Below are 24,719 nucleotides of genomic sequence, written 5' to 3'. Positions count from 1 at the left end.
AGACATGTATCCAGCCAGGGCGAGTGGATACATGAGTTGGTTCAAAAAGCCAAAGACATGTATCCAGAAGTGACGTGTGGGTACATGAGTTGAGTCAAAAGGCCAAAGACATGTATCCAGAAGTGTCGTGTGGGTACATGAGTTGGATGAAAAAGCCAAAGACATGTACCCAGACGTGGCGAGTAGATACATGAGTTGAGTCAAAAAGGCAAAGACATGTATCCAGAAGTGTCGAGTGGATACATGAGTTGGGCCAAAAAGGTCAAGACATGTATCCAGAGATATCGTGTGGATACATGAGTTGAGTCAAAAAGGCAAAGACATGTATCCAGCCAGGGCGAGCGGATACATGAGTTGAGTCAAAAGGCCAAAGACATGTATCCAGAAGTGTCGTGTGGGTACATGAGTTGGATGAAAAGGCCAAAGACATGTATCCAGAAGTGTCGTGTGGGTACATGAGTTGGATGAAAAAGCCAAAGACATGTACCCAGACGTGGCGAGTAGATACATGAGTTGAGTCAAAAAGGCAAAGACATGTATCCAGAAGTGGCGAGTGGATACATGAGTTGGGCCAAAAAGGTCAAGACATGTATCCAGAGATATCGTGTGGATACATGAGTTGAGTCAAAAAGGCAAAGACATGTATCCAGCCAGGGCGAGTAGATACATGAGTTGGTTCAAAAAGGCAACGACATGTATCCAGCCAGGGCGAGTGGACACATGAGTTAAGTCAAAAAGGCAAAGACATGTATCCAGGAGTGCCGTGTGGGTACATGAGTAGGCTCAAAAAGGCAAAGACATGTATCCAGCCAGGGCGAGTGGACACATGAGTTAAGTCAAAAAGGCAAAGACATGTATCCAGGAGTGCCGTGTGGGTACATGAGTAGCCTCAAAAAGACAAAACATGTATCCAGAATAGGAACAAAAAGTTCAAAGAAAGAAGATGATTTCGTGAAAAAATGGCAGGCTGCACTCATGATGCTGATCATATTCATAGGTGGCTATTTGGCAGGGATCTACTTTTCAAAGGAAGAAGTTACAAGGGAAATCCGAGTGGGTTATCAGGACAGGGGCAGAGATGATGTGATTCACTTCAAAAACATCATTAAGAACACTGAGAACCAAAGTGCAGTGGATAACATAATGATGATTTTCATGAAGAAAGAGAAAATTGCGGATCCAGACGTGAACCTTGAAAAACCTGATATTTACTTAGAAGTGCTAAACCCTAAGCACTTTACCGGTTTAATTGACTCGAGAATTTGGTTCAAAGATGAGGGAGCTGTCATTGCTGAAAGATCGGGCGAAAGCTGGGAAGATGTCGTGTATTATTCTATACATGAGCAAGATGCTGACTATCTAAAGCAAATAGCTGGATAAAATGAATCGTACTTGAAGAATTAAACAGCTAAATAATTTTAAATCTTTAATGAGTTTTATTACCTGCAATGGAATTGATTGTTTTGATTGCAAAGTAACTTTTGATAGAGTTTGAAAGTTCAATTTGCAGTTAAAAATTATTAAAGACTTAAAGATTAAATTATACCTCAGGGTTATTCATTAAAAAGGCTGTTTTCACAAAGGTTGGCTTTCTATATCATACTGGATTTCTGCTCCAGGTGCATGACTCCACGTGGAGGGGGCGTTGATCCTCCCCGGCTTCAAAAAAAGCGGAAACGGCCGTTCAGCGACATACAGATTTTAGGTCTCTCGTATGAGATAAAGGAATCACGAAGAGCGTTAGCGATTACATGATGACTGTTCGGAAGGAGAGAGACCGAAATCTACTGGCCGCTGGAGCTGGATTTCATCCTAAGGGGCTAGGGGCTGGAACTAGACGACCGCTAGTTCCGCAGGAGGTCGCAGGCCTTCCATTTCAAACATTCTACGAAAAAGAGGAAGAATGGATAAAATAGCATTCAAATGCAACAATCTTTAGAGAAGAGCCATTAAAACAGAGCTCTCAATCCAATTGAAACAATAAACTTAAACTTGTATTAAAATGGACTGATAGTACAAGCACAAGTCAATTGTATATTTTATATCCTATAAGGACTACCTTAAAGGGAGTGAATATATGGATATAAATAATTGGAACAATGGCAGCAAAAAATCAAAAGCACCGAAGCTTAGGAAGCCTCAGAAGTTATCAGGAAAAAAAGGAAAAATTGAAGAAGAGATATGCTTTGAAGATGTATTACCTCCAAAACAATGTTCTTTTTTTCCTGTAAAATGTGACTGCCCGCCTGGTCCCACAGGCCCTCAAGGTCCCACAGGCCCTCAAGGTCCTCCAGGGGGCGCAACAGGCCCGCAAGGCCCTCCAGGAGTAACAGGGGCTACAGGCCCACAGGGACTTCCAGGTGTAATAGGTGCTACAGGACCAACCGGCCCTGAAGGACCCCAGGGCCCTCCAGGTGGTGCTACAGGTCCCCAGGGCCCAACCGGTCCAACCGGCCCTCAAGGCGTCCAAGGCCCAACCGGCCCGCAAGGTATACAAGGAGCAACTGGCCCGCAAGGTGTACAAGGAGCAACCGGTCCACAAGGTGTTCAAGGCCCAACCGGCCCTCAAGGTGTACAAGGTGCAACCGGCCTGCAAGGTGTCCAAGGCCCAACCGGCCCGCAAGGTGTGCAGGGAGCAACCGGCCCTCAAGGTGTCCAAGGCCCAACCGGCCCGCAAGGTATACAAGGAGCAACCGGCCCTCAAGGTGTGCAAGGAGCAACCGGCCCTCAAGGTGTGCAAGGAGCAACCGGCCCTCAAGGTGTGCAGGGAGCAACCGGCCCACAAGGTGTTCAAGGTGTACAAGGCCCAACCGGCCCACAAGGTGTGCAAGGTGTTCAAGGCCCAACCGGCCCGCAAGGTGTGCAAGGTGTTCAAGGCCCAACCGGCCCACAAGGTGTGCAAGGTGTTCAAGGAGCAACCGGTCCGCAAGGTGTACAAGGCCCAACCGGTCCACAAGGGGCCACAGGCCCTGCAGGAGTCTCTGAATTTGCAGACTTTTTTGCCTTAATGCCTCCGGATAATGCTGCAACAGTTGCACCAGGCGCAGACGTTGATTTTCCACAAGACGGACCGATCAGTGGAAGTATATTCAGAACAGGCGCTGATACCTTTAATTTGTCTGAAATAGGCTTTTATCAAGTGTTGTTTCAGGTTAGTGTCACTGAGGCAGGTCAATTGGTTTTAACACTCGATTCAGGAGGAGGAGCAGTAGAACTTGACTATACAGTTGCTGGTCGAGCAACAGGTACTTCTCAAATTGTGGGAATGGCAATTGTGGAAACTACTGTCATAAACTCTATACTCACAGTTCGAAATCCTGCTGGTAACTCTACCGCATTGACCATTACGCCTCTTGCTGGAGGGACGCAACCAGTTTCTGCTCATCTTGTTATTACCCGGCTGCAATAGACATACCATAAGAACAAACCTGCAGCTAGCGAAGCAGCAGGTTTGTTTTGGGTTGAAAACAATCTTTATGAATAAATTTGATGTCTCAGTAAAAGAGGGCCATTATAATCGCGATAGCTGTGTAACGAAAACGAAATAAACGTAATGTAAAAGATGGTACACAACAGAACTGATCACCCTATACGCCCTTATTGCCCCGCTATATCAACTTTCGTTTGGTGAGAGTACATACTATTCAAAGGTAATCTTAATTGACACACAGCAAGTCTACACTCACTGTAAAGCGATTTAAAGCAAAGCATACCATTATAAACATTGAGTGAATTAAGACCGTATTAATATTGATGTAACATGCCTGCTGATAATTTTTAGTAAATTTAAGAAGAGAAAAAAGAAAGCGGGGATGGGTGGATTGAAGGAAATAATCAAGAACTATGAAGATGTATTGGTGATGCTGGATGAACTGCTTCACGAAGAGAAAAAATTTAACTGGGATACTTTTTATAAAAATAGAGAGAAGCAAGTACCCTTCTTTAAAGATTTACCTGATGAGAATCTCGTCAGTTACGTGAAGGAACGGGTCATCAAGACTGGTAAGGTTTTAGAATTGGGCTGCGGACCAGGAAGGAATGCGATTTTTCTGGCTGAGAATGGGTTCCTTGTTGATGCAGTGGATTCTTCACAAGAAGCTCTTCAGTGGGCAAATGAACGCGCACGGTCGAAGGGGATAGATGTGAACTTTATCAGAGAAAACATTTTTTGCTTGGAATATGAAGCAGGTACATATGATTTTGTTTATGACTCCGGCTGCTTTCACCATTTTCCGCCTCATCGGAGGACGAGTTATTTGGAGTTGATTGATAGAGTTTTAAAACCCGGTGGCTATTTTGCGCTGACAACATTCGTTGAAGGCGGGGAACTTGGCGGATCGGAAATATCCGACTGGGATGTATATAGATTGAAAAGCATGAAGGGCGGTCTGGGTTATTCTGAAGAAAAGCTGAAAGAAATCTTCGATCGTTTTAAGACTTTGGAAATCCGCTTGATGAGAGAACTGCCTGCATTATCTGGCATGTTCGGAGTCTCCGGTTTGAGGACAGCTCTTTTCAAGAAAAAAGAAGATTGATCCTTTCCTATCAGCATAGCTCGTTTTGGATAATCAAAGTAAGATTTCCTATATTTCTTGATCAGCTCCTCAATAAGCTGGTCTTTTTTTATCATTCATAAATACATCTTCCATTTTCTCCTGCACTGGTTTTTCTGAAAAGATTCCCATTATAAACCAAAACAGGGGGGACGTTTGTGTTAAAATAAAGTGAATGTTCGAAATTCAAAGAATTAGAAGCTGGCTATGAAGTAACAAGTTTTAAAGGAGAGTCGTGCCTCGTGAAATACAAACGTACTATTCTCGCTGTATTAGCACTTTTTGTTTTGATGACAGGGTTCTTTTCCCTTTATGAAGGAAGTGCGTTAATTGATAATACAGAGCAGTGGAAGTACACTGCTGTCATTTCGCAGATGATGAACGAAGGAGAGGTCTTGGAGAAATCGGAAATCTCTCAGCTGGACTTCTTTTTGTATGCCATTAAATTCAGGCCGTTTTTCCCTGCATCCATGATTGTGTTTATCCTTCTGATGATATTTGTGGCAGTGTTTCCATTTATACATAGAAGAACTTCCTTGCCCATTATGGGGGTCTATCTCCTGCTCTTTATAGTCTCATTAATTGTACAGCCCGCTGAACAGGGAATTGCATCCTTCCTTGATGCCCTGAGGTATTCTTCCCTGCTGCTATGTTTATCTACTTTTATTCTGGTAAAAAGCCCAACACTATTTAACAGAAAAGTGGTGAATGAATGAAGAAAGTTGTTCAAAGATTTCCTGATTTGAAAACAAACAGGCTGCATTTGCGAAATGTAAGATTAGAAGATGCAGAGTTCATTTTCAAGCTTTACAGTGATGAAGAGGTTTGTGAGTATCTATATGACGAAGAAATATATGAGAGCATAGACGAGGCAGAGGATTTTATTCGATGGAATTCTGATCCTGAACATAAAGGAAATAACCGGTGGTGCATCATAAGCAAAAACAGCAGGGAGGCGCTTGGCACATGCGGATATGATGCATGGGACAGAGAAAATAATATTGCCGAAATTGGCTATGACCTTTGGAAAGATTTCTGGGGTCAGGGGTATATGAGGGAAGCACTGATCGCTGCTATCGATTCAGGATTTCATAATATGAAGTTAAACCGAATCAATGCCTTTGTGGCACTGAATAATCAGCGTTCAGCTCTTCTGCTCGAATCTCTTGGCTTTAAAAGGGAAGGGATCTACAGAGAAAAGCATTTTTACAGAGGAGAATATTTTGACCATTATACCTATTCCTTATTGAAAAGGGAATGGAATACGAAATGAAAGAGGCAGTGTAATGATACAAGGAAACAGAATCAATATCCGAGGAAAAGAATTATATGTTGAAGTTTACGGAGCGGCACACCAGGATGCCATACTATATTTACACGGAGGCCCAGGTGAAAGCTGTTACGATTTTTCTTTTGAACAGGCTGAAAAACTGGGAGAAAATTTTTATGTGGTATCTATCGATCAGAGGGGAGTCTGCAGGTCGGAAGAAATTCATTTCCGGTGAGGAGTTTTCATTAATGGATATAATCGAAGACTGCGAAACTCTGCGGGAGCACTTGAATATTCGAAGGTGGTCGTTGATTGGCCACTCGTTCGGCGGATTTCTTAGTGTTATGTATGCATCACAATATCCAGATTCCATAGAGAGGATCATTTTTGAGGGCCCCACCTTTGATTTCGAATTAACTTCGAGAAGCCTGCTAAGAAAAACGGCTCTTCTTTTGGAGCAGTCTGGGAAATACAAGGAAGCGGGAGAGTGCAGGAAGTTGGCTGATACAGAAGAATCAGTCAGCATACGTGAGCTGACTGAAAAATATATGGCCTACAGTGATTTACTTGGAGGAGAACGGATGAAGATCTACAAACATGATTTGGATTCAGGAGTAGATTATTCATTTTACAGCGATGAGGAGTGGGAGACATTCTATGACCGTTCAGACATACATTACAACCTGTTAAGGGAAGAAGGGAAGATTTTCGATTCCCTGCTGGCAGATCTAAAGGTTTTGCCTCATGAAATGCTTTTGCTGATGGGAGACTCTGATCCCGTTCCATGTCCGATTCAAATAGCCGTGTTCAATGAAACGAAGAATGGCAGAATTTATAGATTTAAGGATTGCGGCCACACCCCACACTATGAATCACCCCAAGAATTCACAAGAGTGGTGACCCAATTTTTAACGGTACAAAAAACGGCTCTCAACGATAAGTAAAGTTATACTTTTATAGCATCATGGTGATGAATTTTGAAATTCCGCGTATAATGGATTTTGTGATTATAATTAGCTCATTTATAGATGCTCGGAGGTACATTTTGAAAAATAAAGGATATATTGTTTTAACAGGATTACTGTTATTCTCTCTGGTTTATGCCGGATTTCAATTTACAGAAAATCTAAAAATGGGAAAATACCTAAATAAGCAGCTTAACGAAAGGCTGGAAATGCTGAACCTTAAAGTGAACACCCTGCATTTTGTGACAGCCGGAGCCCTTGAAGATAAAGAAATTTCGAGAGAGTCATTATTGGAAATCCAGGAGTCGCTGGAAATGATCCGGATGAAAAGTCTCCAGGTTGAAAATTTAGCCCGGGGGCTGAATCTTGACAATGCCGACCAGTTACATAGCATCACCCATAATACAGCCAGGTTCATGGAAAATCGAATCGCCCTTCTCACGAGTGAGATTGGTGACAGAGAGAGTCTGAGCCTGGAGGAAGATTCCATTCGTATCATTCGCCATATAAAAGATACGAGTGCAAAATGGGAGATTGAGACAGAATCATTTCTTTCTTCTAAAAATAATATTAACAAAACGGATTGGATTAACAGCTTGATTTTGATACAGAAACATTCAAATGACTACCAGAGAGTGATGGATGAATAGGAGGCGCTATGAAGGAAATTCTCTTTGATAACGAACGCTATACTATAACCAAAAGGGTATTGTTTATTATAGCCCTTGCTGTTTTCCAGGTGCTTACATTCTATACTGAAAACAAAGTGGATGAATGGGTATACTTGGGAGTGATGTTGACTGCAATGATGATTTTTATGGTTTGCAAATTTATCTTCTATGACAGAAAAATTGACGTGTCCGAGATAATTGTATTCATTCTTCTAGCAGGATTTATTGTATATACGGTCACTCATTTTGATACATTGACCCACGGTGTTTCAGCTCCTTGATTTTTACGTAAGGCACTTTTCGTAATCTTTGTTGCTATTTCACACTAATTCCAAAGAAATAACCTAATACACGGGTATAACCTCGTTATTAGGAAAAGAAAAGAGCTGCTCTCCCCGATCAGAAAGTAATGCCTCAGTACCCAGGGAAAAATCCGGCTCTTGGGATTTTTCCGAAAGTAACAATTTATACGATAACAGCTTTACGTATTGAGGTGAGGAATATGAATGTTGGATTGGGATTAACGCTCATCACAGTTGCCCTTTTATGTATAGGGTTAAGCATCCCCTTGTACCTAGGTAAGGTGGAAATGAATTACTTGTATGGCGTCAGGTTTCCAAAGTCTTTTCAGTCGGAGGAAGCATGGTATAAGATCAATAAGTACGGGGGCCTGATGCTGATCATCTGGTCTATTCCTGAATTGCTTTTAGGGATCGCCGTATTATTCCTACCGCCCGTAAAGGAGACCCTGTCTGTTGTCCTTGCCTTTTCTCCGATTCTTTTCTTGATGCCGCCATTGATCCAAAGCTACTTATACTCCGAGAAGGTTACTAAGTAAATCTCCTTGTGTAAAGAGGGAATTACCAGCGGGAGTAGTGGCCTGTAGATATGAGTTACCTCTTCCCGGAAAAAGTGGACACTCCCCTCTGACTAAATAGCTAAATGCATTTAAAATTATCCAGGGTGGAAAATCTGAAAATTTCATTAACTTCAACATATAAATATAAAAATAATAGAAAACTAAAAGAGCGGCGGTGTTCATATGAGGGAGTTATTACTGGGGATTCTGGCCTCGGTGTTTTTTGCTGTTACGTTCATTTTAAACCGTTCAATGGAGCTGGCAGGCGGAAGCTGGATGTGGAGTTCATCCCTCCGATTCTTTTTTATGGTGCCGTTTCTCATTATGATTGTACTGGCTAGAAAAAATCTTAAGCCGCTTCTTCTTGAAATGAGACAACATCCTTATCATTGGATTGGATGGAGTTTTGTTGGATTTGTCTTATTTTATGCACCCTTAACCTTTGCCGCTGCCTATGGACCTGGGTGGCTGGTTGCTGGTACCTGGCAATTAACAATTGTGGCAGGTGTTTTGCTGGTACCTCTTTTCTTTATGGCAGAGGATGGTAAAGAAGGTAGGAAAATGGTCAGACAAAAGCTCCCGGTGAAGGCTTTGTTAATTTCATTTCTGATTCTTGCAGGAGTCATTTTAATTCAATGGCAGCAGGCGTCCAGCGGGTTTTCAGCTGAGATGGCGGCAGTCAGCATTCTTCCTGTTTTGATTGCTGCCTTTGCCTATCCACTGGGAAACAGGAAGATGATGGAGTTATGTGGAGGAAGACTGGACACTTTTCAAAGGGTGCTTGGAATGACGTTGGCGACCATCCCGTTTTGGTTGATCATTGGAGCATTCGGCTTGGCAAAAACGGGACTCCCGGATACCAATCAAATTCTTCAATCCTTCATCGTCGCTATTTGCTCAGGGGTGATTGCCACCACCTTATTTTTTATCGCCACAGACAAAGCGAAAGGTGATCAAACAAAACTGGCAGCCGTTGAAGCAACCCAATCCACACAGGTTTTATTTGTGATCGCAGGCGAAGTAATGCTTCTTTCAGCTCCCTTCCCAAACGGAATGGCCATGGCGGGTCTTTTTATTATAGTTTTGGGAATGCTTATCCATAGCATATATACGAGGAAGCTTGAAATACAGCAGAAAACTAAATTATTGATAACAGCAAAGGAGAAAGGCTTTTAACACACGCCCCTCGGAGTCACGCACCCAGAGTGGAAATCAATAGACATTGTTTTGAGCGGGGATCACTCAATCATTTCTTTTTAAAGCTGTTTTCGAATGGCTTTTATCGTAAACTTTGTTTCTGTTTGATATTAATTCCAAAAAACTAATCATAATTGATCTTAATAACCTGGTGATCTTGAAAAGAAAAGAGCTACTTTCCCCGATTAGAGAGAAATCCCTTAGTATCCGGGGAAAAATCCGGCTCCTGGGATTTTTTCGAAAGCAACACTCTATGCGAAAACAGCCTTTCGAATAGAGTGCCTATTAGAAAAATCCCAAGGGAACTTTTTCTTTCTTGTTTATCAGGTATTTCCTCGAGAAGTAAGGAAATATTGATAAAAGAAAAGCGCCATTTTGAAACACACAAGAATTGCCTATGTAGGGATATAGGTCTTTTCTTTATATTTCGGGGCAAAACTTTAAGGTTCAGAGTATTCCTCTGGCCTTTTTTCATTGAAAATCATTTCAGCATTTTAGTTGTTAAGAAATATTCTATTTGGTAATGCATGCAGAATGACGGTTATTGAACTTCTCTTTCAATTGAAGAAAGGTCATTTATTTGTTTTACTTTGTAGAATAAGTTCCTATACTCAGCATAAAACACCTCTAGTAACAAATTAGGAACATTCCAAGAAGTTAGGTGGTTTGTACGGAATACAATTATTTTACATTTTCTATTTTAAATCTAAACTAAATGGGTAATTAAGAACCTATATGTTAATAGAAAATGCCGGTGGTTTGAGTGAAATTATTACAACAAGAGGTGGCATATAATGTTTGAAAAATTAAAGGAAAGAGCAGAAGAACTGGAAGATAGCGGGCTTAAGATCCATTTGAGCAGGAAGAAGAAAATAATGATAGGCAACAGATATCGAATCATCGGATATATGAATGACTTAATGCTGGGTATCTTATATATGATAGGAAGTATTCTTTTCATGACAGATGCAGACAGGGTACTCTCCACCAGTTTTTTCCTCGCGGGCAGTTTCTTTATGATTTCCCGTGCGTTCATTCATATTGGAAGAGACATTCATCTTAAAAGGTTTTCCAGAGAGGACTTTCAAAAGAAAGATTAGCGTTTCTCCTCAGAGAAGCGTTTTTTTATTTTTCGTCCGAATTGTAAGGTGTTTCCTTAACAGAAAGAGTATCTTTATTGATGATCCTCACCAAAGAAATGATCCCCCTGCAAATCAATAACTTAAGAACCAGGCTTATTAAAGAGTGGTACCATGTCCAGCCTTTCCTCCAAGAGATCAAGTCTGTCTTCCTCTCAGCTATTGTTTCCATAACGACCTGGGGAATGACAAAGGGAAACATTTTAAAGATGATGCCGGCAGGTTTGCTGTTCAAGGTCCACTGGTTGTAGTAAAGAAGCATTAATGGATAGTGAATGTAGTCAAATGGCAGATGAATTTTGACTTTTTCTCTCAGTGGCCTGATGGTGTATTTTAAATAACCTTGAGTAACAAGGTATCGGTCTATCGTAGAATTACCGATCACACTTACAAGGAAGACTATCAGCCAGTCTTTGAAGGATGGTTTGATAATAGCAAAAGGCAGCAGGATGGCCCCTGTTAAGGTGGTGAATGTCAAAAACATAATGGTTAATAACGGGCTTACTTTTTTTCTTCTCATCTGAAAAACACCTCCTTCTGATAGTTTGACTATAGTAAGCAAGGATTATGTAGAAGTGAAACTGTGATTTCACCTTCAGTAATCACGTAAATGATGGTAAGATTATACAGAGAAATACTTTCTGAATAGTTTGCTCAAAGAGGTGAGATTATTGTACAGCTTTACACCCATGAATCAAGAAATGGCAGAGGAAATCGCCTATCGCTGGAAGTATGATGGCGAATACTCCTTTTATGATATGACCGAGGATGAAGAAGACCTGGAAGAGTTTCTACAGGCAAATCGAACAGGGTATTACACAGTAAAAAAAGAAGGAGAATGCATTGGTTATTATTGTTTTGAAGAAAGCAGAAGAGGAGAAATCGAAATCGGATTGGGAATGAAGCCGGAGTTAACAGGAAATGGGCAGGGACTGGAGTTTTTCCAACAGGGGATAGAGTTTGCTCTCGAACAATATGGGCCTGCAGACCTTTTCCTTTCAGTTGCCGCCTTTAACCAAAGAGCAATCAAGGTATATCAAAAAGCAGGATTCATTCCTGTCGAAACGTTCATGCAGGACACAAATGGCAGCAGTTTTGAATTTGTCCGGATGAAATTCAATCCCAAAGGAGAATGAGGATGTATTTATTACAAGCAGAATTTAATGGCGGAGACATAGCTTTTCAATTGTTCATGTTCCTTTTCATGCTGGGTATACCTGCAGCTATCATAATGATTGTAGTAGTCGGACTAAGAAACCGGAAAAGCCGTTTGAACAGAATAGAAGAAAAACTGGATAAGCTGCTGCAGGAGAAAGATTAATGTGAAGGACAATGAGAGGGTAAGAGTGATAAGAAACAGAGGGGCCGTTGTCATCATAGATGGTAGAAAGATTCTATTGATCAAAAGGGTGAAAAAACATGAAGAGTACTTCGTGTTTCCTGGAGGCGGAATAGAATCAGGCGAGACACCGGAAGAGGCAGCGATACGTGAGGCAAAAGAGGAACTGGGTGTTGCCGTTGAACTAAAGGGTTGTCTTTCCTTCATTAATCTTAACGGAATGCAGTATTATTTTCATGCAGAAATCACGGCAGGAAGAATTGGTGAGGGCAAAGCGGCAGAATTCCAGGACCCTTGCAGAGGAACCTATGAACCGGTATGGATTTCGATTGAAGAATTCCCTTCAATAGACATTAGACCACAAGAGGTGGCAGGAAAGGTTCAATCACTATTAGAACTGTCACTACCGGAAGAGGGCACCCTTGAATAACTGTCTTTACTACCACCTGTAGAAATGATTTATTCTACATTCAGGGGAAGTGAATACCATGACACAATACATATACATTGCCTCAACAAATAAACTGCCTCAAGGATCCTTTGGGTCTAATCCTGTATCTCTTGACAATCCAAATATCTTTAAGGCTGAACTGGATTTTGCTCATTTGGATTTTGAGAATAATTATGATGCCAGACAAAAAAAGAAAATTTCCTATAGCACTCATTTTTCTCTGGAGTATCAAATGGCAGCCTACGCTAATCATATTCCATTTAAGTACCGCTTAAAAGGAACACAAGGAGAGGAGAAGTGTTTGAAAATTTTGCATACCTATCTGGAAGAAGCCATACAGTCCAGCGGTATCCTGGAATACTTCACTTCCCTAAACGGACAGGAAAATAAAGAAATCTCAAAGAAGAGAACCGTCCGCTGGCCGAGCATTCAATCACCTTATGATTTAGTGCTGGAAGACCGGGAATTTTGGACGATAACATTGTGAGGCCTTACTTTCCCCATTTATAAATAGCTCTGTTCAAAAAAGTGGATATGTAAACCATAAACACATGGAAAGGGATATTCATTAAAACTTGCCTGCTTTGCATTTTTAATACGCCAGTCTTCATTAAGATGAAATCAAAAATTGTGCACCACACTAAGAATAGAAGCCGGTAGATAAACTTTGCCTGAAAAGAAACCAGGGTTCCGATCAGGGAAAGAAACATGCTATACAGTGGTGCTATCATGAAGTGTTCCTTCCAAGAATGGCGGTGTTTCCACCCAAAACGCAGTTTTCTGCCTGCTGCTGCAGCATACAACAAGGAAACGCCCACAACTGCTGAGGATAAGTATTGTGCGGTCATTAAAGCCCATTTCTTTTTATTCTTCAACACGATATACGCGCCATCACTAAGATAAAAATACAGACATAAAAATATTGGTGTATAGTAAGATCTCCACCAATGAACTGTATAAAGTCCAAGCTTCAAAAAAAGTTTTTCTATAAAGTAAAAATAGAGACTAAACGAGATTTTCCATCGCCAGTCCCCTCTGAAAGCCGTAATAAATGTAGCACCTACGGGAACATAAACATCTTGAGACAAAATAGCTCCAAAAATGTTATCCAGGGAGCGGTTCTTCATGACATGAGGCTTGTACGTGTAGGCATTGAATAGATTTAAAATCAGATAATCGAATAAATAGGCGAAACCCATATTGGTGAACAGCAGCACCAAGGTTATCCGCTGTTTTCTTCTTACCAATACTATGAGCAGCAGCACACAATGAAATATACCTAGTAATAAAAAATAGCGGGTGTTTCTTCTTTTTCGTTTTCTTTTCATCGTTACCAACCACCTGAATGGATCTAGACTTTTTGTATAGTATGTCTTTTTGATAAGGTTTTACTTACTCATGGGATAATTTAGTTTAAAGGAAGAATGGTGGCAAATTGGTGAATTTTCATTATTGCTAAAGGAATTTTTAATGAAATAGCAGAATTGATAAGAAAGACGCTTTTTCATGGGGGATTTATTATCACTCTATCTTATAGGAATAATCTATTATTATTGGGACTTGGCATTTCCACTTTTGGTGACTTCATCTACCTAGTGGCCATTAATATTCTTGTGTTGCAGCTGACAGGCTCTGCTGCTGCGGTAGCAGGGCTGTGGATCATCGGTCCTGCTGCTTCGCTTCTTACAAAATTTTGGTCTGGCAGCCTTGTTGACAGGATAAATAAACGAGGATTAATGATTTTAACAGATATAGTGAGAGCCTTATTTATAGCTCTTATCCCTTTCTGCGAATCGGTCTTATTCATTTATATAATATTGTTCTTTCTTTCGGTGTCTAAAGCTTTTTTTGAGCCTGCATCTATTGCCTACATTACTGGATTGATACCAGAAGCTGAAAGAAAACGATTCAATTCATTCAGAAGCTTGATTACCTCCAGTGCCTTTCTGATAGGGCCGGCTGTTTCTGGTGTTCTCATTCTTGCTTCATCTGTAGAGGCGTCAATCTGGATCAATTCAATATCGTTTTTGTTTTCAGCAGCAGTACTTTATCTACTGCCCAATGTGGAATCGGGAAGGGATAGAGCGAAAATTACACTTGCAGTGCTGAAGGAGGATTGGAAGGCAATATACCAATTCTCTTTTACTCATCGTTATATTGCTGTGGTCTACTTCTTATCTCAGTTTTTCATGGTGGCCGCTCTTGCCATGGATGCACAGGAAGTTGTATTTACCCGGCAGATCTTGCTTCTTACTGAAGCAGAGTACGGCTTTCTGATCAGTATAACGGGAATTGGTTCGATAGTGGGTGCTTCTGTCGTTTCTGCAGTATCTGCAAAGCTGTCTGTCAGGCTTTTGATGAACACAGGATTTTTACTAGTTTCGGCAGGGTACCTTTTCTACGCCTTTTCCTTTTCTTTTTGGACCGCTGCTGCCGCTTTCCTTGTTCTGGGCTTCTTCAATCCTTTTTGGGGTACAGGCTTCATGACCTTTTACCAAAATAATGTTCCCTTCGATCTGATGGGGAGATTTACAAGTTTATTCGGGGTACTTCAAAGCATACTTCAAATCATATTCATAATGCTTATTGGTTTTACAGGAGAGGTGTTCCCGCTCAGGTACAGCATTATCATAGCATCATTTCTGATGCTGTTCGTAGCTGTTATTTTGATAGGGTTAATAAACAGACCAACTACATCCTTTTATTATGCTGAGAAAGGAGAGAAGTCTATTGATCAATGAGAAGGATAACGGACAGGAGTTCCTTGATTTTATTCAGATTGAGGAGTCAGATGTAGACAGCTTTCTTCCTATTGCAGGTTCTTACGCAGTCATTAAAGTGAATGGTGATTTTCTTCTCTGCTTTAATAAGTGGAGGAACCAATGGGAACTTCCCGCGGGGAAAAGGGAAAAGAATGAAACCATATCAGACTGCGCATTCAGGGAGTTGTTGGAGGAGACAGGGCAAATGCCGGACGAATTGAAATTTTCAGGTTTAATGAAGGTCAGAAAAGAAGACGGGTCTGTAAAGTATAATCCTGTCTTCTTTGGTGAGATGGAAATCCTTCATCCCTTCCAAGAAAATGAGGAAACCACTAAGATCATCTTATGGGATAAATCGTGCTTAGAGGAGCCTATCGACAAGGTGGATCATCACTTGTTGAAATATTTGGCACATATATGGAAAGTGAAAATGTTTTAATGTGAAGGATACCTTACAGTTTAAAAGAAGCATTTTAAACAGCATGAACTTCGGGCTTAAAAGGTTATTGTGCTGTTTATGCTGTATAAAAGCACTTTAAATAGCATGAACTTCCGCTTTGAGCGGTTATCATCCTGTAGACCAGCATTTTTAAATACAGAATTTGGTAAAAGAAATGAGGCTTGGCTGGTGATCTCTCATGTGGTAAAAGGAACAGAGAAAGGAGCAATTTATGGTTACTGCAATTTACTTCGTTCGCCATGCTCATTCGGTATATACACCGGATGAACTAGGGAGGCCCTTATCTGAGAAGGGAATGGAAGATACAGAAAAAATCACAGAAATACTGGCTGAAGAGGATATTGATGTTTTCCTCTCCAGTCCTTACTTGCGGGCAGCTCAAACTATAGAGGGAGCTGCGGAACAATACAAAAAAGAAATTATCCATAGAGAGGGTTTCAAAGAACGGACATTGAGTGAAGTTCCGGCATCTGATTTTGCATCAGCCATCAGCAGGGTATGGGAAGACTGGACCTTCTCCTGGGAAGGCGGGGAATCTAATCAGGAAGCTCAAGCAAGAGGAGTAGATTCGCTTTATAAAGTTCTTGCAGAATTTAAAGAAAAGAAGGTCGTTATTGGCACACATGGAAATATCATGGTTTTGATTATGAATTATTTCGATAAAAAATACGACTTTAATTTTTGGAAAACGCTGGATATGCCGGATATTTATAAGCTGACCTTTACCGGGAAGCACTTTATCGATTGTCAGAGGGTAATGTAAATAAAAATAATTGTTGTTCTAGAAATTTAGAGGATAGTTCAATAGGGACGTGACAAGCTAAGGATACATCGCACTTGGAGGTTAGATAGTCTATGAACTATGAAGAATATTGGGACAGATTATATCAGACGGGTGACGAGCTGAATTCTTTATTTCATCATTACTGGAGTGTTTATTCCAGCTTTGACAGCTGGCAGTTCTGGGTTGTCTTGATACTTACGGTGGGCCCGTTGATACTGCTCATCTTCACAGTTGATCGCAGCAGGGTGTTTGAACTCTTTTTCCTTGGCTATTCGATTCATCTATTATGGACTTACATAGATGTGCCACTTGAAAGATACGGTTACTTTGTACATAAGTATTTTTTTGTTCCGATCTACCCTTATTCACTGAATATGACGGCAGCAGTCTTGCCAGTCAGTTTTTTGCTTCTTTATCAATATTGCACCAGCAGAAAGAAAGACTTCTTTGTATATTCTGCATTAATGAGCGCTGTTTTTTCCTTTGTTTTTGCTCCTTTGGAAAGCGTAATCGGCCTTCTGGAATTAAGGAAAGGGATGAACTATGCTTACCTCTTGCTTATTGATTTAGCAGTTGTATACTTTTGCTATATTTTCACCAGAGTATTAAAAGGAGTAATGGAGAGGAATCAGTGAACTGGTTTTTTTCTTATCTTTTACAATAACGGACTATCTATAAACTATGAGTTGGAGCGTTCGCTTTTAAGATCAAAATCCGGAGCGCGAATACTTTTTTTCTGAAATGAAGCTATGCACTTATATCCGCCTCCATGGTCATTGATGGCAAGCCCTTGGAGACTGCTAATTTAGTTTATAATACATTTAAATTTGTTGAAGTAAAAAGGATGCTGGTCAGAAGTTACGTAGAGGCCGGGGTTAAGGCAGTTTAGCATACTGCACCTTTTTTCATGTGCCCGTGAAGTTTAACTCCTTGGAAAAGAAGGGTATAAACGGAATAAGACATCGATTAAGGAGGAATGAAATATGCTTACAATTATTCCAAGTGGAAGAAATGACTTGCTGGAAGTAGAAGTGACAGGAGATTACACCAAAGACGATATGCAGCAGTTTGAAAAAGCTTTTCATGAAAAGAAGACACCTAATGAAAACATGAATCTTCTGTTAGTCGTAAATGATATGGATTTTTCAATGAAAGCACTGAAAGAGGATTTTCTTTTCGGTAAGGACCACATGCACGAATTCAATAAAGTAGCGGTAGTCAGTGACAAGAAATGGGTCGAAATTGGTGCGAAGATGGAAGATACCATGCCCGATTTAGAAGTGAAACATTTTGATAAGAACCATCACACTGATGCTGTGACTTGGATTCAATAACGGAGTGGAGATTTTTCTCCATTCCTTTTTCTTAGTTCATTTACATGGGCTCTTTTCGGAAACTTTGTTGCTATATGATACTAATCCCAAAAAACTAATCGTAATTCACCTTGATAACCTGTTTAGCATGAAAAGAAAGAGCTTCTTTCACTGATTAGAGAGAAATCCCTTAGTATCCGGGGATCCGAAAGCAGCAATCTGAGAACAGCCTATACATAGAATCCACTACTTACTCTGAAATGGATAAACTAGAAGTTTGAAGGGTCGTGTTACAATGCTCGTTATAGGAAGTATTTTGCTGTTAATCGTCACGCTGGCTTTGAGCCGAAACGTGAAGAAATCAAAGCGGTTCGCTGCATTCTATATAGTGGGCTTGGCAGGAGGGGTGTTTGCCCTGTTGTCAGCTGTTTTCTTTGGCGGATGGGATAGCCTGCCGTTTGCCTTAACTGGTGCGCTGGTTGGCGTGATTGGGTTGTTTGGTATGATGATGGTGCTTTTAATCAGACAAAGAGCCTAAATATGTAGAAGGAAGCATATGGCTTCACTTCAAATTCTTTAAAGTGGTTTCAGAGTAGTCATCGATGATCATTATTCTTGACGAGCATTCAAGATGTTCTTGGAAGGACTCGAGAAGGTTTTTGTTGAAAGCATTGAGCTGATGAACGAGATGCAGGATGTCTTCTGTAAATATACCAGAACGGTTTATAAGTATATTGTCATACTTTCCAACTGTTTTGCTAACTTTTTTAAGAAGTTTTTTAACGTTTGTCATGCGGTATGCGAAATGCAGGTTGTCTGTCAGCTCCGCGATATCTGCGGTCAGCACTTCTTTTATTCTCTCGTTAATCGTGGCAAGTTCTATCTCTTCTCCGTTCAGAATAAATGCTCTTGCCATTTCAATATCAGAAGTAACGGGCTCACTGTAATATCTGAGAAAAACCCGCAGAGTATTGTAAGAGTCATACATAGGATGATGCGCCTCCCCTTCAAAGGCCGCTCCATATATAGCGAGGGCATTTTCAACTGAAAGATTAACCTTAGAGACTCCTTTGCTGAAGATATCTTGAAAGTCCACATAACGTTTTTCGATTTTCTCGAGAGTGACAGCAGGCAGTCCATGCAGGTGGCTGTCTATTTTGAGTCTGGATAAATCGCTCTTGGACCAAGAGAAGAAACGGGACTTTTTGACACCGCCTGTCCAGAATAGAAATTCACTGTATACAACAGGGAAAGGGTCGGCTGTTTCAAGATCTCTGTCATCGATTCCGGTAAGATTCTTGCAAAAAGGACTAAGCGGATCTCTTGTGGCGGGCTGGATGAAACGGTCAAAGCTGGTAATTCTTCGGGTTTGCAGATCATATTTAACTGCGCCTAATCGTATGGCTTCCATGTTTTCGTAAGCCATGCCTCTATCATCACACTTCATTTCAAAGTCAAAAAAGATAAATTGCTTCAATTCTGCCATGTCCATTCACCATCCTCCAACTAGTCAGTATAAAGGGAGATTGGAAATTAGAGAAGAGGTAATCTATGCCAAAAAAGCTTGCAGCCATGGGCGAGGGCACTGAAAATCTGCCGATATCTAAACTATAACTATAATTAATAAAGAAAAAGCCAACCCTTCTTCCTATAAAAGGAAGAAGGGTTGGCTTTTTTCTTGGATATCAGCATATATGCCATATATGCTGCCCCTTTATTATCACATTAGTTTTAGGATCCTTTTAATGTTTACTGCAAATATAGCCATGGCCCCTTGTAATTCCATGCCAATTAGACCCGAGGATTCTGCCACATCATACCCGTGTCTGTGTTTTAATTCACTATTTTTCGCTTCAANAAGCCAACCCTTCTTCCTATAAAAGGAAGAAGGGTTGGCTTTTTTCTTGGATATCAGCATATATGCCATATATGCTGCCCCTTTATTATCACATTAGTTTTAGGATCCTTTTAATGTTTACTGCAAATATAGCCATGGCCCCTTGTAATTCCATGCCAATTAGACCCGAGGATTCTGCCACATCATACCCGTGTCTGTGTTTTAATTCACTATTTTTCGCTTCAATTTTATATCGTTCTTTTGCCTTTTCCTTAAAATACTCGCTTTCCTGGAATTTTGTTTGGGAGGAGTGCTGATCGGACTTTATGGAAACGGAGTACGTCTTACTTTTAGCTCCTTCTTTGTAGCACCCTTCTCTAAGAGGGCATCTCTTACATTTATGCACCTCAAAATAGTAAGTGTCAACTTGGTTTTTTCCTACTCCTTTTTTGCCTTGCCTAGCTTTCCGTGTGGCCATATGTCCTACCTTACAAACATAAAGTCCCGCATCCTTATTGAACTCGAATTCGTTCTCTTTTTTTCGGGCACCCTGAGTGATTTGGGGGTGCAATCTTGAAACCAGTTTAATACCATTTCCCTTACTATATTCAATATTGTTTTTCTCCGAATAGGCTGTATCCCCAATAACCGTCTCAACTTCCATGCCCGAGCTTATACTTTTCTCTATGAGTGTCTGGAGTTCTTTTCCGTCACTTTTTTCTCCGGTGGTAATGGTTGCGGCTGTGATAATACGTTCTTCGCTCATCGCAAGATGGGTTTTGTAGCCAAAGAAGGATGAGTCAGCGGTTTTGTGCCCCACTTTGGCATCCTGATCTTTCATGGACTGGAGTTGCTCAATATCATCGGCAATCGTTTCTTTCAGGAGATTTAGCTGCTCCTTTACTTTGGGGTATTCTAAAAGGGTCTCTTCCTTTTCTATTACCCCAATTAGCTTTTGTGAGTAGGCGATCTCATCTTCCAGCACATCACTGGTTGGTTTCAAAGGAAATTTGTCTTTCATATTTTCGTTTATCTTATAAATCGCTTTCCTAAGGTTTTTCGAGCGCTCCACCAGAATTTCTTTTGGCTTCATTTGATTATAGCGCGACTTGGTGTGGGTGGCATCCACAATAATGGACTTACTTTTATGATTTCTTTCTCTATGGCGATTTCAACCGTCTTGTTGACAAGCAAGTCTAATAAGTTCATGTCCTTTAACTTAAGCTTTCGAAACTTAGTCAAAGAACTTGAATCAATAACTGGCTCTTCTGGAGCCATATTCAAAAAATACTTGAAAGACATATCATATTTAGACCGCTCAACAATATCGACATCTGATACACCGTGAATGGTTTTCAAAAACAGATATTTGAACATACGAATAGGATCAATCGCATTTCGCCCATTATCATGACAATATTTATTCTTTAATTCATCAAAAATAAAGGAGAAGTCGATTAAATCGTTTATTTTCCTTAACATATTGTCCTGTGGAACGACGATATCATAAAGGTCCATATACTTACTGAACATCAATGTTTGTTGTTGTTGAATCACTGGAAACCACCCACTTTTATTGTTACTTCTATTATAAAGTAAGGCTTTATTAGCGGGTAGTGTTCTTTTTTCTCAACGTTGATTGGAGTGGAAGGTGCACGATCTCCTGCGGGACTAGCGGGACAGGTGAGACCCCGCAGGCGAAGCCGAGGAGGCTCAACGCCCGCCCCGCGGAGTCGTGCACCTGGAACGGAAATCAACACTTATTCGTAAAACCTTAAGTGAAAAAGGCAGAATCGCTCTTTGAAGTGAGCGATTCTGCCTTTTAGATCTTTATTGAACTTTTTCAGTGCCCTCGCCATGGGCTGCAAGCTTTTTCTGTCGTATGTATGATGGCAGTAAAGGCCCCTCCCGATCCGTACAGTGGTTAAGTGTCCCGCAACAAGCGAATAGAATTCGGGAGGAGCCTTACTGTAGTATACCCTAACATATAAAAATAAACCTGTGAAGGGGAATTTGTTACCTTTCCTGTTTAGGTTTGCTCTCAGGGGAGTGCGGGTAATTTTACTACTAGCATAACAGGACTGAGAGTCAGGAAAGGAAGATTGAGCTTGAATGAAATATATTTGATTTTAGGTACTTCCATTCTAATATTTGTGGCTGTCGATTTATTATGGACAACCATCTGGGTGGATGGGGGAGGAGGCCCGCTGTCCAGGAGAATGGGAAAAACGTGCTGGTATATACTTAGAAAATTAAGCAGTAAAAAGTTAAACTTATTGAGGCTGGCAGGCCCATTGGTTTTGTCCCTTACTTTGATAACCTGGATTATCCTGCTGTGGGTAGGCTGGACAATAGTTTTTTCAGCAGATGCAGATTCGATTCTTCTTACACCGGATAAAACGCCCGTCACCACTTGGGTTGAAAAAATTTACTATGTCGGTTTTACCTTGTTTACTCTTGGAATTGGGGATTATATCCCCCAAAAAGGAGTTTGGCAGTTAGTGACAACTATTGCCACAGGAAGCGGCATGCTCTTCATAACTCTGTCTGTATCTTACGTGGTATCGGTTCTCAGCGGAGTTGTACAAAAACGCTCCTTTGCCAAAAATGTAACTGGACAAGGTGAAAGCTGGGTTTCCGTTGTGAGGCAAAGCTGGAACGGACAGGACTATCACAGTGTAGACTTCCTGCTAAAAGATTTATCTTCACAATTGAGCATGCTGACACAGCAGCACAAAGCATACCCCATTCTGCATTACTATCATACAGAGAAGAACAGTGAATCCTCTGCTGTTGCACTGGCGATATTGGACGAAGCTTTAACGGTTTACGAATTCGGGGTTGAAGAGGAATATAAGCCAAATAGAGTATGGTTAAAGGAAGCAAGGTCCAGTGTGGATGATTACCTGGACACCCTTCATAAGGTGTTTTTTAAACCGGCCGTAAATACACCACCGCCAATAGATTTAAATTCTCTGCGTGATGCAGGAATGCCTTTGAAATCCAATGCTGAATTAAATATTGCAGTATCTAATCTTATGAAAAGAAGGGAACGGCTTCTCGGACTGGTAAAGGCAGATGCCCAGCAGTGGCCTGAGGAGGATAAAAGAATCGGTGGACAATGAGCATAGGGAAGTAATTGGTGCTGATTGTCCACCAAATTTATCTAAAATCCTTCACAATCTTTTTCTTCTGAAGAAAATCATGGTATTATAATAATTGATTTCTAATGAATAGGAGTGTTATACAATGGCTAAAAAAGGATACATACAATTTGAGAATGGTGAAAAGGTAGAATTTGACCTGTTTCCAAATGAAGCGCCAGGTACAGTTGAAAACTTCTCTAAGCTTGCGAAAGAAGGTTTCTACGATGGTCTTTCATTCCACCGTGTTATCCCGGGCTTTGTAAGTCAAGGAGGGTGTCCTCAAGGAACTGGTACTGGCGGTCCCGGCTACACAATCCCTTGTGAAACAGAAGGAAACCCTCATAAGCATGAAGCTGGTTCACTTTCTATGGCACATGCCGGTAAAGACACAGGAGGAAGCCAGTTCTTCATCGTGCATGAACCCCAGCCGCATTTGAATGGTGTTCATACTGTATTCGGTAAAGTGACTTCCGGTCTTGAATCGGCAAGAAATCTTAGAAATGGCGATGTAATGCAAAAGGTTGTCATTGAAGACTAATAAATACACTTAAGAGAGCTGAACAATTCAGCTCTCTTTTTTATTGTTTAGAGAATTATAAAGTCACCCTCTTTGGATAACTTATTGCTATATTATCCACGTCCAGCTTCGGCGCCTAAGGGTCCGTACCCACTAGAACGGACTTAGCCCCTTGGGGTCAAATAACCGTCTGATAATAAAAGGAAAAGCGCCTTTTTTCTCGAATATTTGCCTGCCGGGACTGATCGAGGCGCTTCTGCTTTTGTTCTTAGCTTAACTCTTTTAAATTGGCTGCGTCACTTTTTATTTTTTTCATTTTTGAAGCAGCAATTTAAAGTGATTTCCGATTGAATACAAATGCTTCTGCATTTTCCTCCACAGCTGAATTTCGCAATCAGTGTTTTCATGGTAAACGGCAGGAAATTCTGTAATAACCTCCGCTCTTTCTAATATGATATAAAGTAGCACAAGAAGACATCTGGGAGGAGATCGTATGCCGTCAGGCCTTCATAAAATGCAAGTGGAAGCTTCGGTGGAAGAGCTTTGGAAATTTGTCAGTGTGATGGATATTTGGGCACCCTTGGTTCCGGGTTATATGGAACATGAAATTTTCAACGACAGGGAATCCACATGGAAGTTCAAGACAGAAGTGGGTTTCTTGAAGAAGAAAATTCATTTAAAAGTGGATATAATGGACTGGAAGGAGCCTTCAATGGTCACTTTTAACCTGACAGGGATCAATGAAAGGTTCCATGGGCAGGGATATTTCCAGGCTGTAGCAATAGAAACCAATTCATCAACCATGACAGGATATCTGGAAATTAACGCAGAAGGGCCGCTTGCCAAGATGGTTAACCCTTTGTTGAATTCGATTCTCCCTGAAATGACAACTGAACTCACGGAAGCAGTCGCATACAAAGTCGAAGGAATTTACTCATCGAGATAAGAAATGAACATACTTAAGGATCTCAAGTGAATCCATATTAAATTTCCCCTTTTTAAAAGGCTCTTTTCGTAAACTTTGTGGCTATTTGATATTGATTGCGAAAGATAGAACCATAATTAACCCGGAAAATCCTGTTAAACAAGAGAGAAAAGAGCTTCTCTCTTCGATTAGAACGAAAAAGCCTAGTATTCAGGGGAAAAATCCGGCTTTTGGGATTTTTCCGAAAGCAACAATATGTGAAAATAGCCTTTTAAAAAGAAAAGAGGGGACTAAATATCTACCGAATTTTATAGTCTACTTGCTTTAACCTAAGACAAAGTCAACTATCCTTCCTTAAAGAGGAAGAAAGGTTGACTTTTTCTTGATCTATCCTGCATCAGCTTTAAAATTCTTTGGTGTTTGTTATTTGCCTGTCACCGCTGGAAAGATAGAAGAGTGATAATTAAAGGCAGTGACCGGTGGTGCTTAATTTATGTAGTTCAGTGTTTTTGGTAGTAAATAGGGGAAAGA

The 24,719-nt window shown here is 40.8% G+C and carries 25 protein-coding genes and 3 pseudogenes; 24 read left to right on the top strand and 4 right to left on the bottom strand.

Features of this window, described 5'->3' with window-relative positions:
* Window positions 1–879 precede the first annotated feature (879 nt).
* From FZC78_RS03705 to FZC78_RS03655, 11 genes and pseudogenes are all read left to right on the top strand, one after another.
* Window positions 880–1,380, top strand: coding sequence for a hypothetical protein (locus FZC78_RS03705; protein ID WP_148938316.1), 501 nt, complete (start codon window positions 880–882; stop codon window positions 1,378–1,380).
* A gap of 868 nt (window positions 1,381–2,248) precedes the next feature.
* Window positions 2,249–2,983, top strand: a pseudogene (locus FZC78_RS24820) (hypothetical protein); the annotation flags it as partial.
* An 838-nt stretch (window positions 2,984–3,821) separates the two neighbouring features.
* Window positions 3,822–4,535, top strand: a complete 714-nt coding sequence (locus FZC78_RS03695) for a class I SAM-dependent methyltransferase (protein ID WP_148938314.1) — start codon at window positions 3,822–3,824, stop codon at window positions 4,533–4,535.
* A 260-nt stretch (window positions 4,536–4,795) separates the two neighbouring features.
* Window positions 4,796–5,269 (top strand): DUF4306 domain-containing protein, encoded by a 474-nt coding sequence (locus FZC78_RS03690; protein ID WP_148938313.1) that lies wholly within the window; start codon window positions 4,796–4,798, stop codon window positions 5,267–5,269.
* Complete coding sequence (locus tag FZC78_RS03685; protein ID WP_148938312.1) at window positions 5,266–5,826, top strand: GNAT family N-acetyltransferase; 561 nt, start codon at window positions 5,266–5,268, stop codon at window positions 5,824–5,826. The genes FZC78_RS03690 and FZC78_RS03685 overlap by 4 nt, the downstream gene beginning before the upstream one ends.
* A 13-nt stretch (window positions 5,827–5,839) precedes the next feature.
* A pseudogene (locus FZC78_RS03680) lies at window positions 5,840–6,767 on the top strand (alpha/beta fold hydrolase).
* A gap of 101 nt (window positions 6,768–6,868) precedes the next feature.
* On the top strand, window positions 6,869–7,438 hold the full coding sequence (locus FZC78_RS03675) for a hypothetical protein (RefSeq protein ID WP_148938311.1): 570 nt from the start codon (window positions 6,869–6,871) through the stop codon (window positions 7,436–7,438).
* Window positions 7,439–7,446: 8 nt separating this feature from the next.
* Window positions 7,447–7,740 carry a hypothetical protein gene (locus FZC78_RS03670; protein WP_148938310.1) on the top strand — a complete coding sequence of 98 codons (294 nt, stop codon included), beginning with the start codon at window positions 7,447–7,449 and terminating at the stop codon, window positions 7,738–7,740.
* A 221-nt stretch (window positions 7,741–7,961) separates the two neighbouring features.
* A complete protein-coding gene (locus FZC78_RS03665) occupies window positions 7,962–8,297 on the top strand; it encodes an SdpI family protein (protein ID WP_187444787.1) in 336 nt (111 codons plus the stop codon).
* A gap of 204 nt (window positions 8,298–8,501) precedes the next feature.
* Entirely contained in the window at window positions 8,502–9,494 is a 993-nt protein-coding gene (locus FZC78_RS03660) for a DMT family transporter (RefSeq protein ID WP_148938308.1), read from the top strand.
* A gap of 815 nt (window positions 9,495–10,309) precedes the next feature.
* Window positions 10,310–10,615 (top strand): YrhK family protein, encoded by a 306-nt coding sequence (locus tag FZC78_RS03655; RefSeq protein WP_148938307.1) that lies wholly within the window; start codon window positions 10,310–10,312, stop codon window positions 10,613–10,615.
* A gap of 25 nt (window positions 10,616–10,640) precedes the next feature.
* Here FZC78_RS03655 and FZC78_RS03650 read toward each other — a convergent pair whose 3' ends face one another.
* On the bottom strand, window positions 10,641–11,174 hold the full coding sequence (locus FZC78_RS03650; protein ID WP_148938306.1) for a CBO0543 family protein: 534 nt from the start codon (window positions 11,172–11,174) through the stop codon (window positions 10,641–10,643).
* Window positions 11,175–11,343: 169 nt separating this feature from the next.
* Here FZC78_RS03650 and FZC78_RS03645 point away from each other — a divergent pair, with 169 nt between their 5' ends.
* Genes FZC78_RS03645 through FZC78_RS03630 form a run of 4 tightly spaced genes read left to right on the top strand, consistent with a single transcriptional unit; the run spans window position 11,344 to window position 12,931 of the window.
* Complete coding sequence (locus FZC78_RS03645; protein ID WP_148938789.1) at window positions 11,344–11,790, top strand: GNAT family N-acetyltransferase; 447 nt, start codon at window positions 11,344–11,346, stop codon at window positions 11,788–11,790.
* 2 nt (window positions 11,791–11,792) lie between these two features.
* Entirely contained in the window at window positions 11,793–11,975 is a 183-nt protein-coding gene (locus FZC78_RS03640) for a hypothetical protein (RefSeq protein ID WP_148938305.1), read from the top strand.
* 25 nt (window positions 11,976–12,000) lie between these two features.
* A complete protein-coding gene (locus FZC78_RS03635) occupies window positions 12,001–12,423 on the top strand; it encodes an NUDIX hydrolase (RefSeq protein ID WP_148938788.1) in 423 nt (140 codons plus the stop codon).
* A 58-nt stretch (window positions 12,424–12,481) separates the two neighbouring features.
* Window positions 12,482–12,931 (top strand): hypothetical protein, encoded by a 450-nt coding sequence (locus FZC78_RS03630; RefSeq protein ID WP_148938304.1) that lies wholly within the window; start codon window positions 12,482–12,484, stop codon window positions 12,929–12,931.
* A gap of 4 nt (window positions 12,932–12,935) precedes the next feature.
* Here the strand turns inward: FZC78_RS03630 and FZC78_RS03625 are convergent, their stop codons facing one another.
* Window positions 12,936–13,772, bottom strand: coding sequence for a hypothetical protein (locus tag FZC78_RS03625; RefSeq protein ID WP_148938303.1), 837 nt, complete (start codon window positions 13,770–13,772; stop codon window positions 12,936–12,938).
* A 156-nt stretch (window positions 13,773–13,928) separates the two neighbouring features.
* Between FZC78_RS03625 and FZC78_RS03620 the strand changes: the two genes are divergently transcribed.
* From FZC78_RS03620 to FZC78_RS03595, 6 genes are all read left to right on the top strand, one after another.
* Complete coding sequence (locus FZC78_RS03620; RefSeq protein ID WP_252183492.1) at window positions 13,929–15,185, top strand: MFS transporter; 1,257 nt, start codon at window positions 13,929–13,931, stop codon at window positions 15,183–15,185.
* Window positions 15,175–15,645 carry an NUDIX domain-containing protein gene (locus FZC78_RS03615; RefSeq protein WP_148938302.1) on the top strand — a complete coding sequence of 157 codons (471 nt, stop codon included), beginning with the start codon at window positions 15,175–15,177 and terminating at the stop codon, window positions 15,643–15,645. Before FZC78_RS03620 ends, FZC78_RS03615 begins: the two co-directional genes overlap by 11 nt.
* Before the next feature lie 232 nt (window positions 15,646–15,877).
* The gene (locus tag FZC78_RS03610; protein ID WP_148938301.1) at window positions 15,878–16,429 is read left to right on the top strand and encodes a histidine phosphatase family protein; all 552 of its coding nucleotides are present in this window, start codon (window positions 15,878–15,880) and stop codon (window positions 16,427–16,429) included.
* A gap of 92 nt (window positions 16,430–16,521) precedes the next feature.
* Window positions 16,522–17,085 carry a hypothetical protein gene (locus FZC78_RS03605; protein ID WP_148938300.1) on the top strand — a complete coding sequence of 188 codons (564 nt, stop codon included), beginning with the start codon at window positions 16,522–16,524 and terminating at the stop codon, window positions 17,083–17,085.
* Between the two features lie 348 nt (window positions 17,086–17,433).
* Complete coding sequence (locus FZC78_RS03600; protein WP_148938299.1) at window positions 17,434–17,784, top strand: STAS/SEC14 domain-containing protein; 351 nt, start codon at window positions 17,434–17,436, stop codon at window positions 17,782–17,784.
* 274 nt (window positions 17,785–18,058) lie between these two features.
* On the top strand, window positions 18,059–18,301 hold the full coding sequence (locus FZC78_RS03595; protein WP_148938298.1) for a DUF412 domain-containing protein: 243 nt from the start codon (window positions 18,059–18,061) through the stop codon (window positions 18,299–18,301).
* A 24-nt stretch (window positions 18,302–18,325) separates the two neighbouring features.
* Here FZC78_RS03595 and FZC78_RS03590 read toward each other — a convergent pair whose 3' ends face one another.
* Window positions 18,326–19,255, bottom strand: coding sequence for a 3'-5' exonuclease (locus FZC78_RS03590; protein ID WP_252183491.1), 930 nt, complete (start codon window positions 19,253–19,255; stop codon window positions 18,326–18,328).
* 454 nt (window positions 19,256–19,709) lie between these two features.
* Window positions 19,710–21,157 (bottom strand): annotated as a pseudogene (locus FZC78_RS03580) (IS1182 family transposase).
* 551 nt (window positions 21,158–21,708) lie between these two features.
* Between FZC78_RS03580 and FZC78_RS03575 the strand changes: the two are divergent.
* The 3 genes from FZC78_RS03575 to FZC78_RS03565 all read left to right on the top strand — a co-directional run bounded on the left by FZC78_RS03575 (window position 21,709) and on the right by FZC78_RS03565 (window position 24,209).
* Entirely contained in the window at window positions 21,709–22,725 is a 1,017-nt protein-coding gene (locus FZC78_RS03575; RefSeq protein ID WP_252183490.1) for an ion channel, read from the top strand.
* A 124-nt stretch (window positions 22,726–22,849) separates the two neighbouring features.
* Window positions 22,850–23,284, top strand: a complete 435-nt coding sequence (locus tag FZC78_RS03570; RefSeq protein WP_148938296.1) for a peptidylprolyl isomerase — start codon at window positions 22,850–22,852, stop codon at window positions 23,282–23,284.
* A 472-nt stretch (window positions 23,285–23,756) separates the two neighbouring features.
* Window positions 23,757–24,209 (top strand): CoxG family protein, encoded by a 453-nt coding sequence (locus tag FZC78_RS03565; RefSeq protein WP_148938295.1) that lies wholly within the window; start codon window positions 23,757–23,759, stop codon window positions 24,207–24,209.
* Window positions 24,210–24,719 lie beyond the last annotated feature (510 nt).

This window comes from Rossellomorea vietnamensis, from assembly GCF_008180415.1.
Lineage (GTDB): Bacteria > Bacillota > Bacilli > Bacillales > Bacillaceae_B > Rossellomorea > Rossellomorea vietnamensis_C.
Note: the sequence above shows the minus strand (reverse complement) of the source record. Positions and strands in the feature narration are given on the sequence as shown.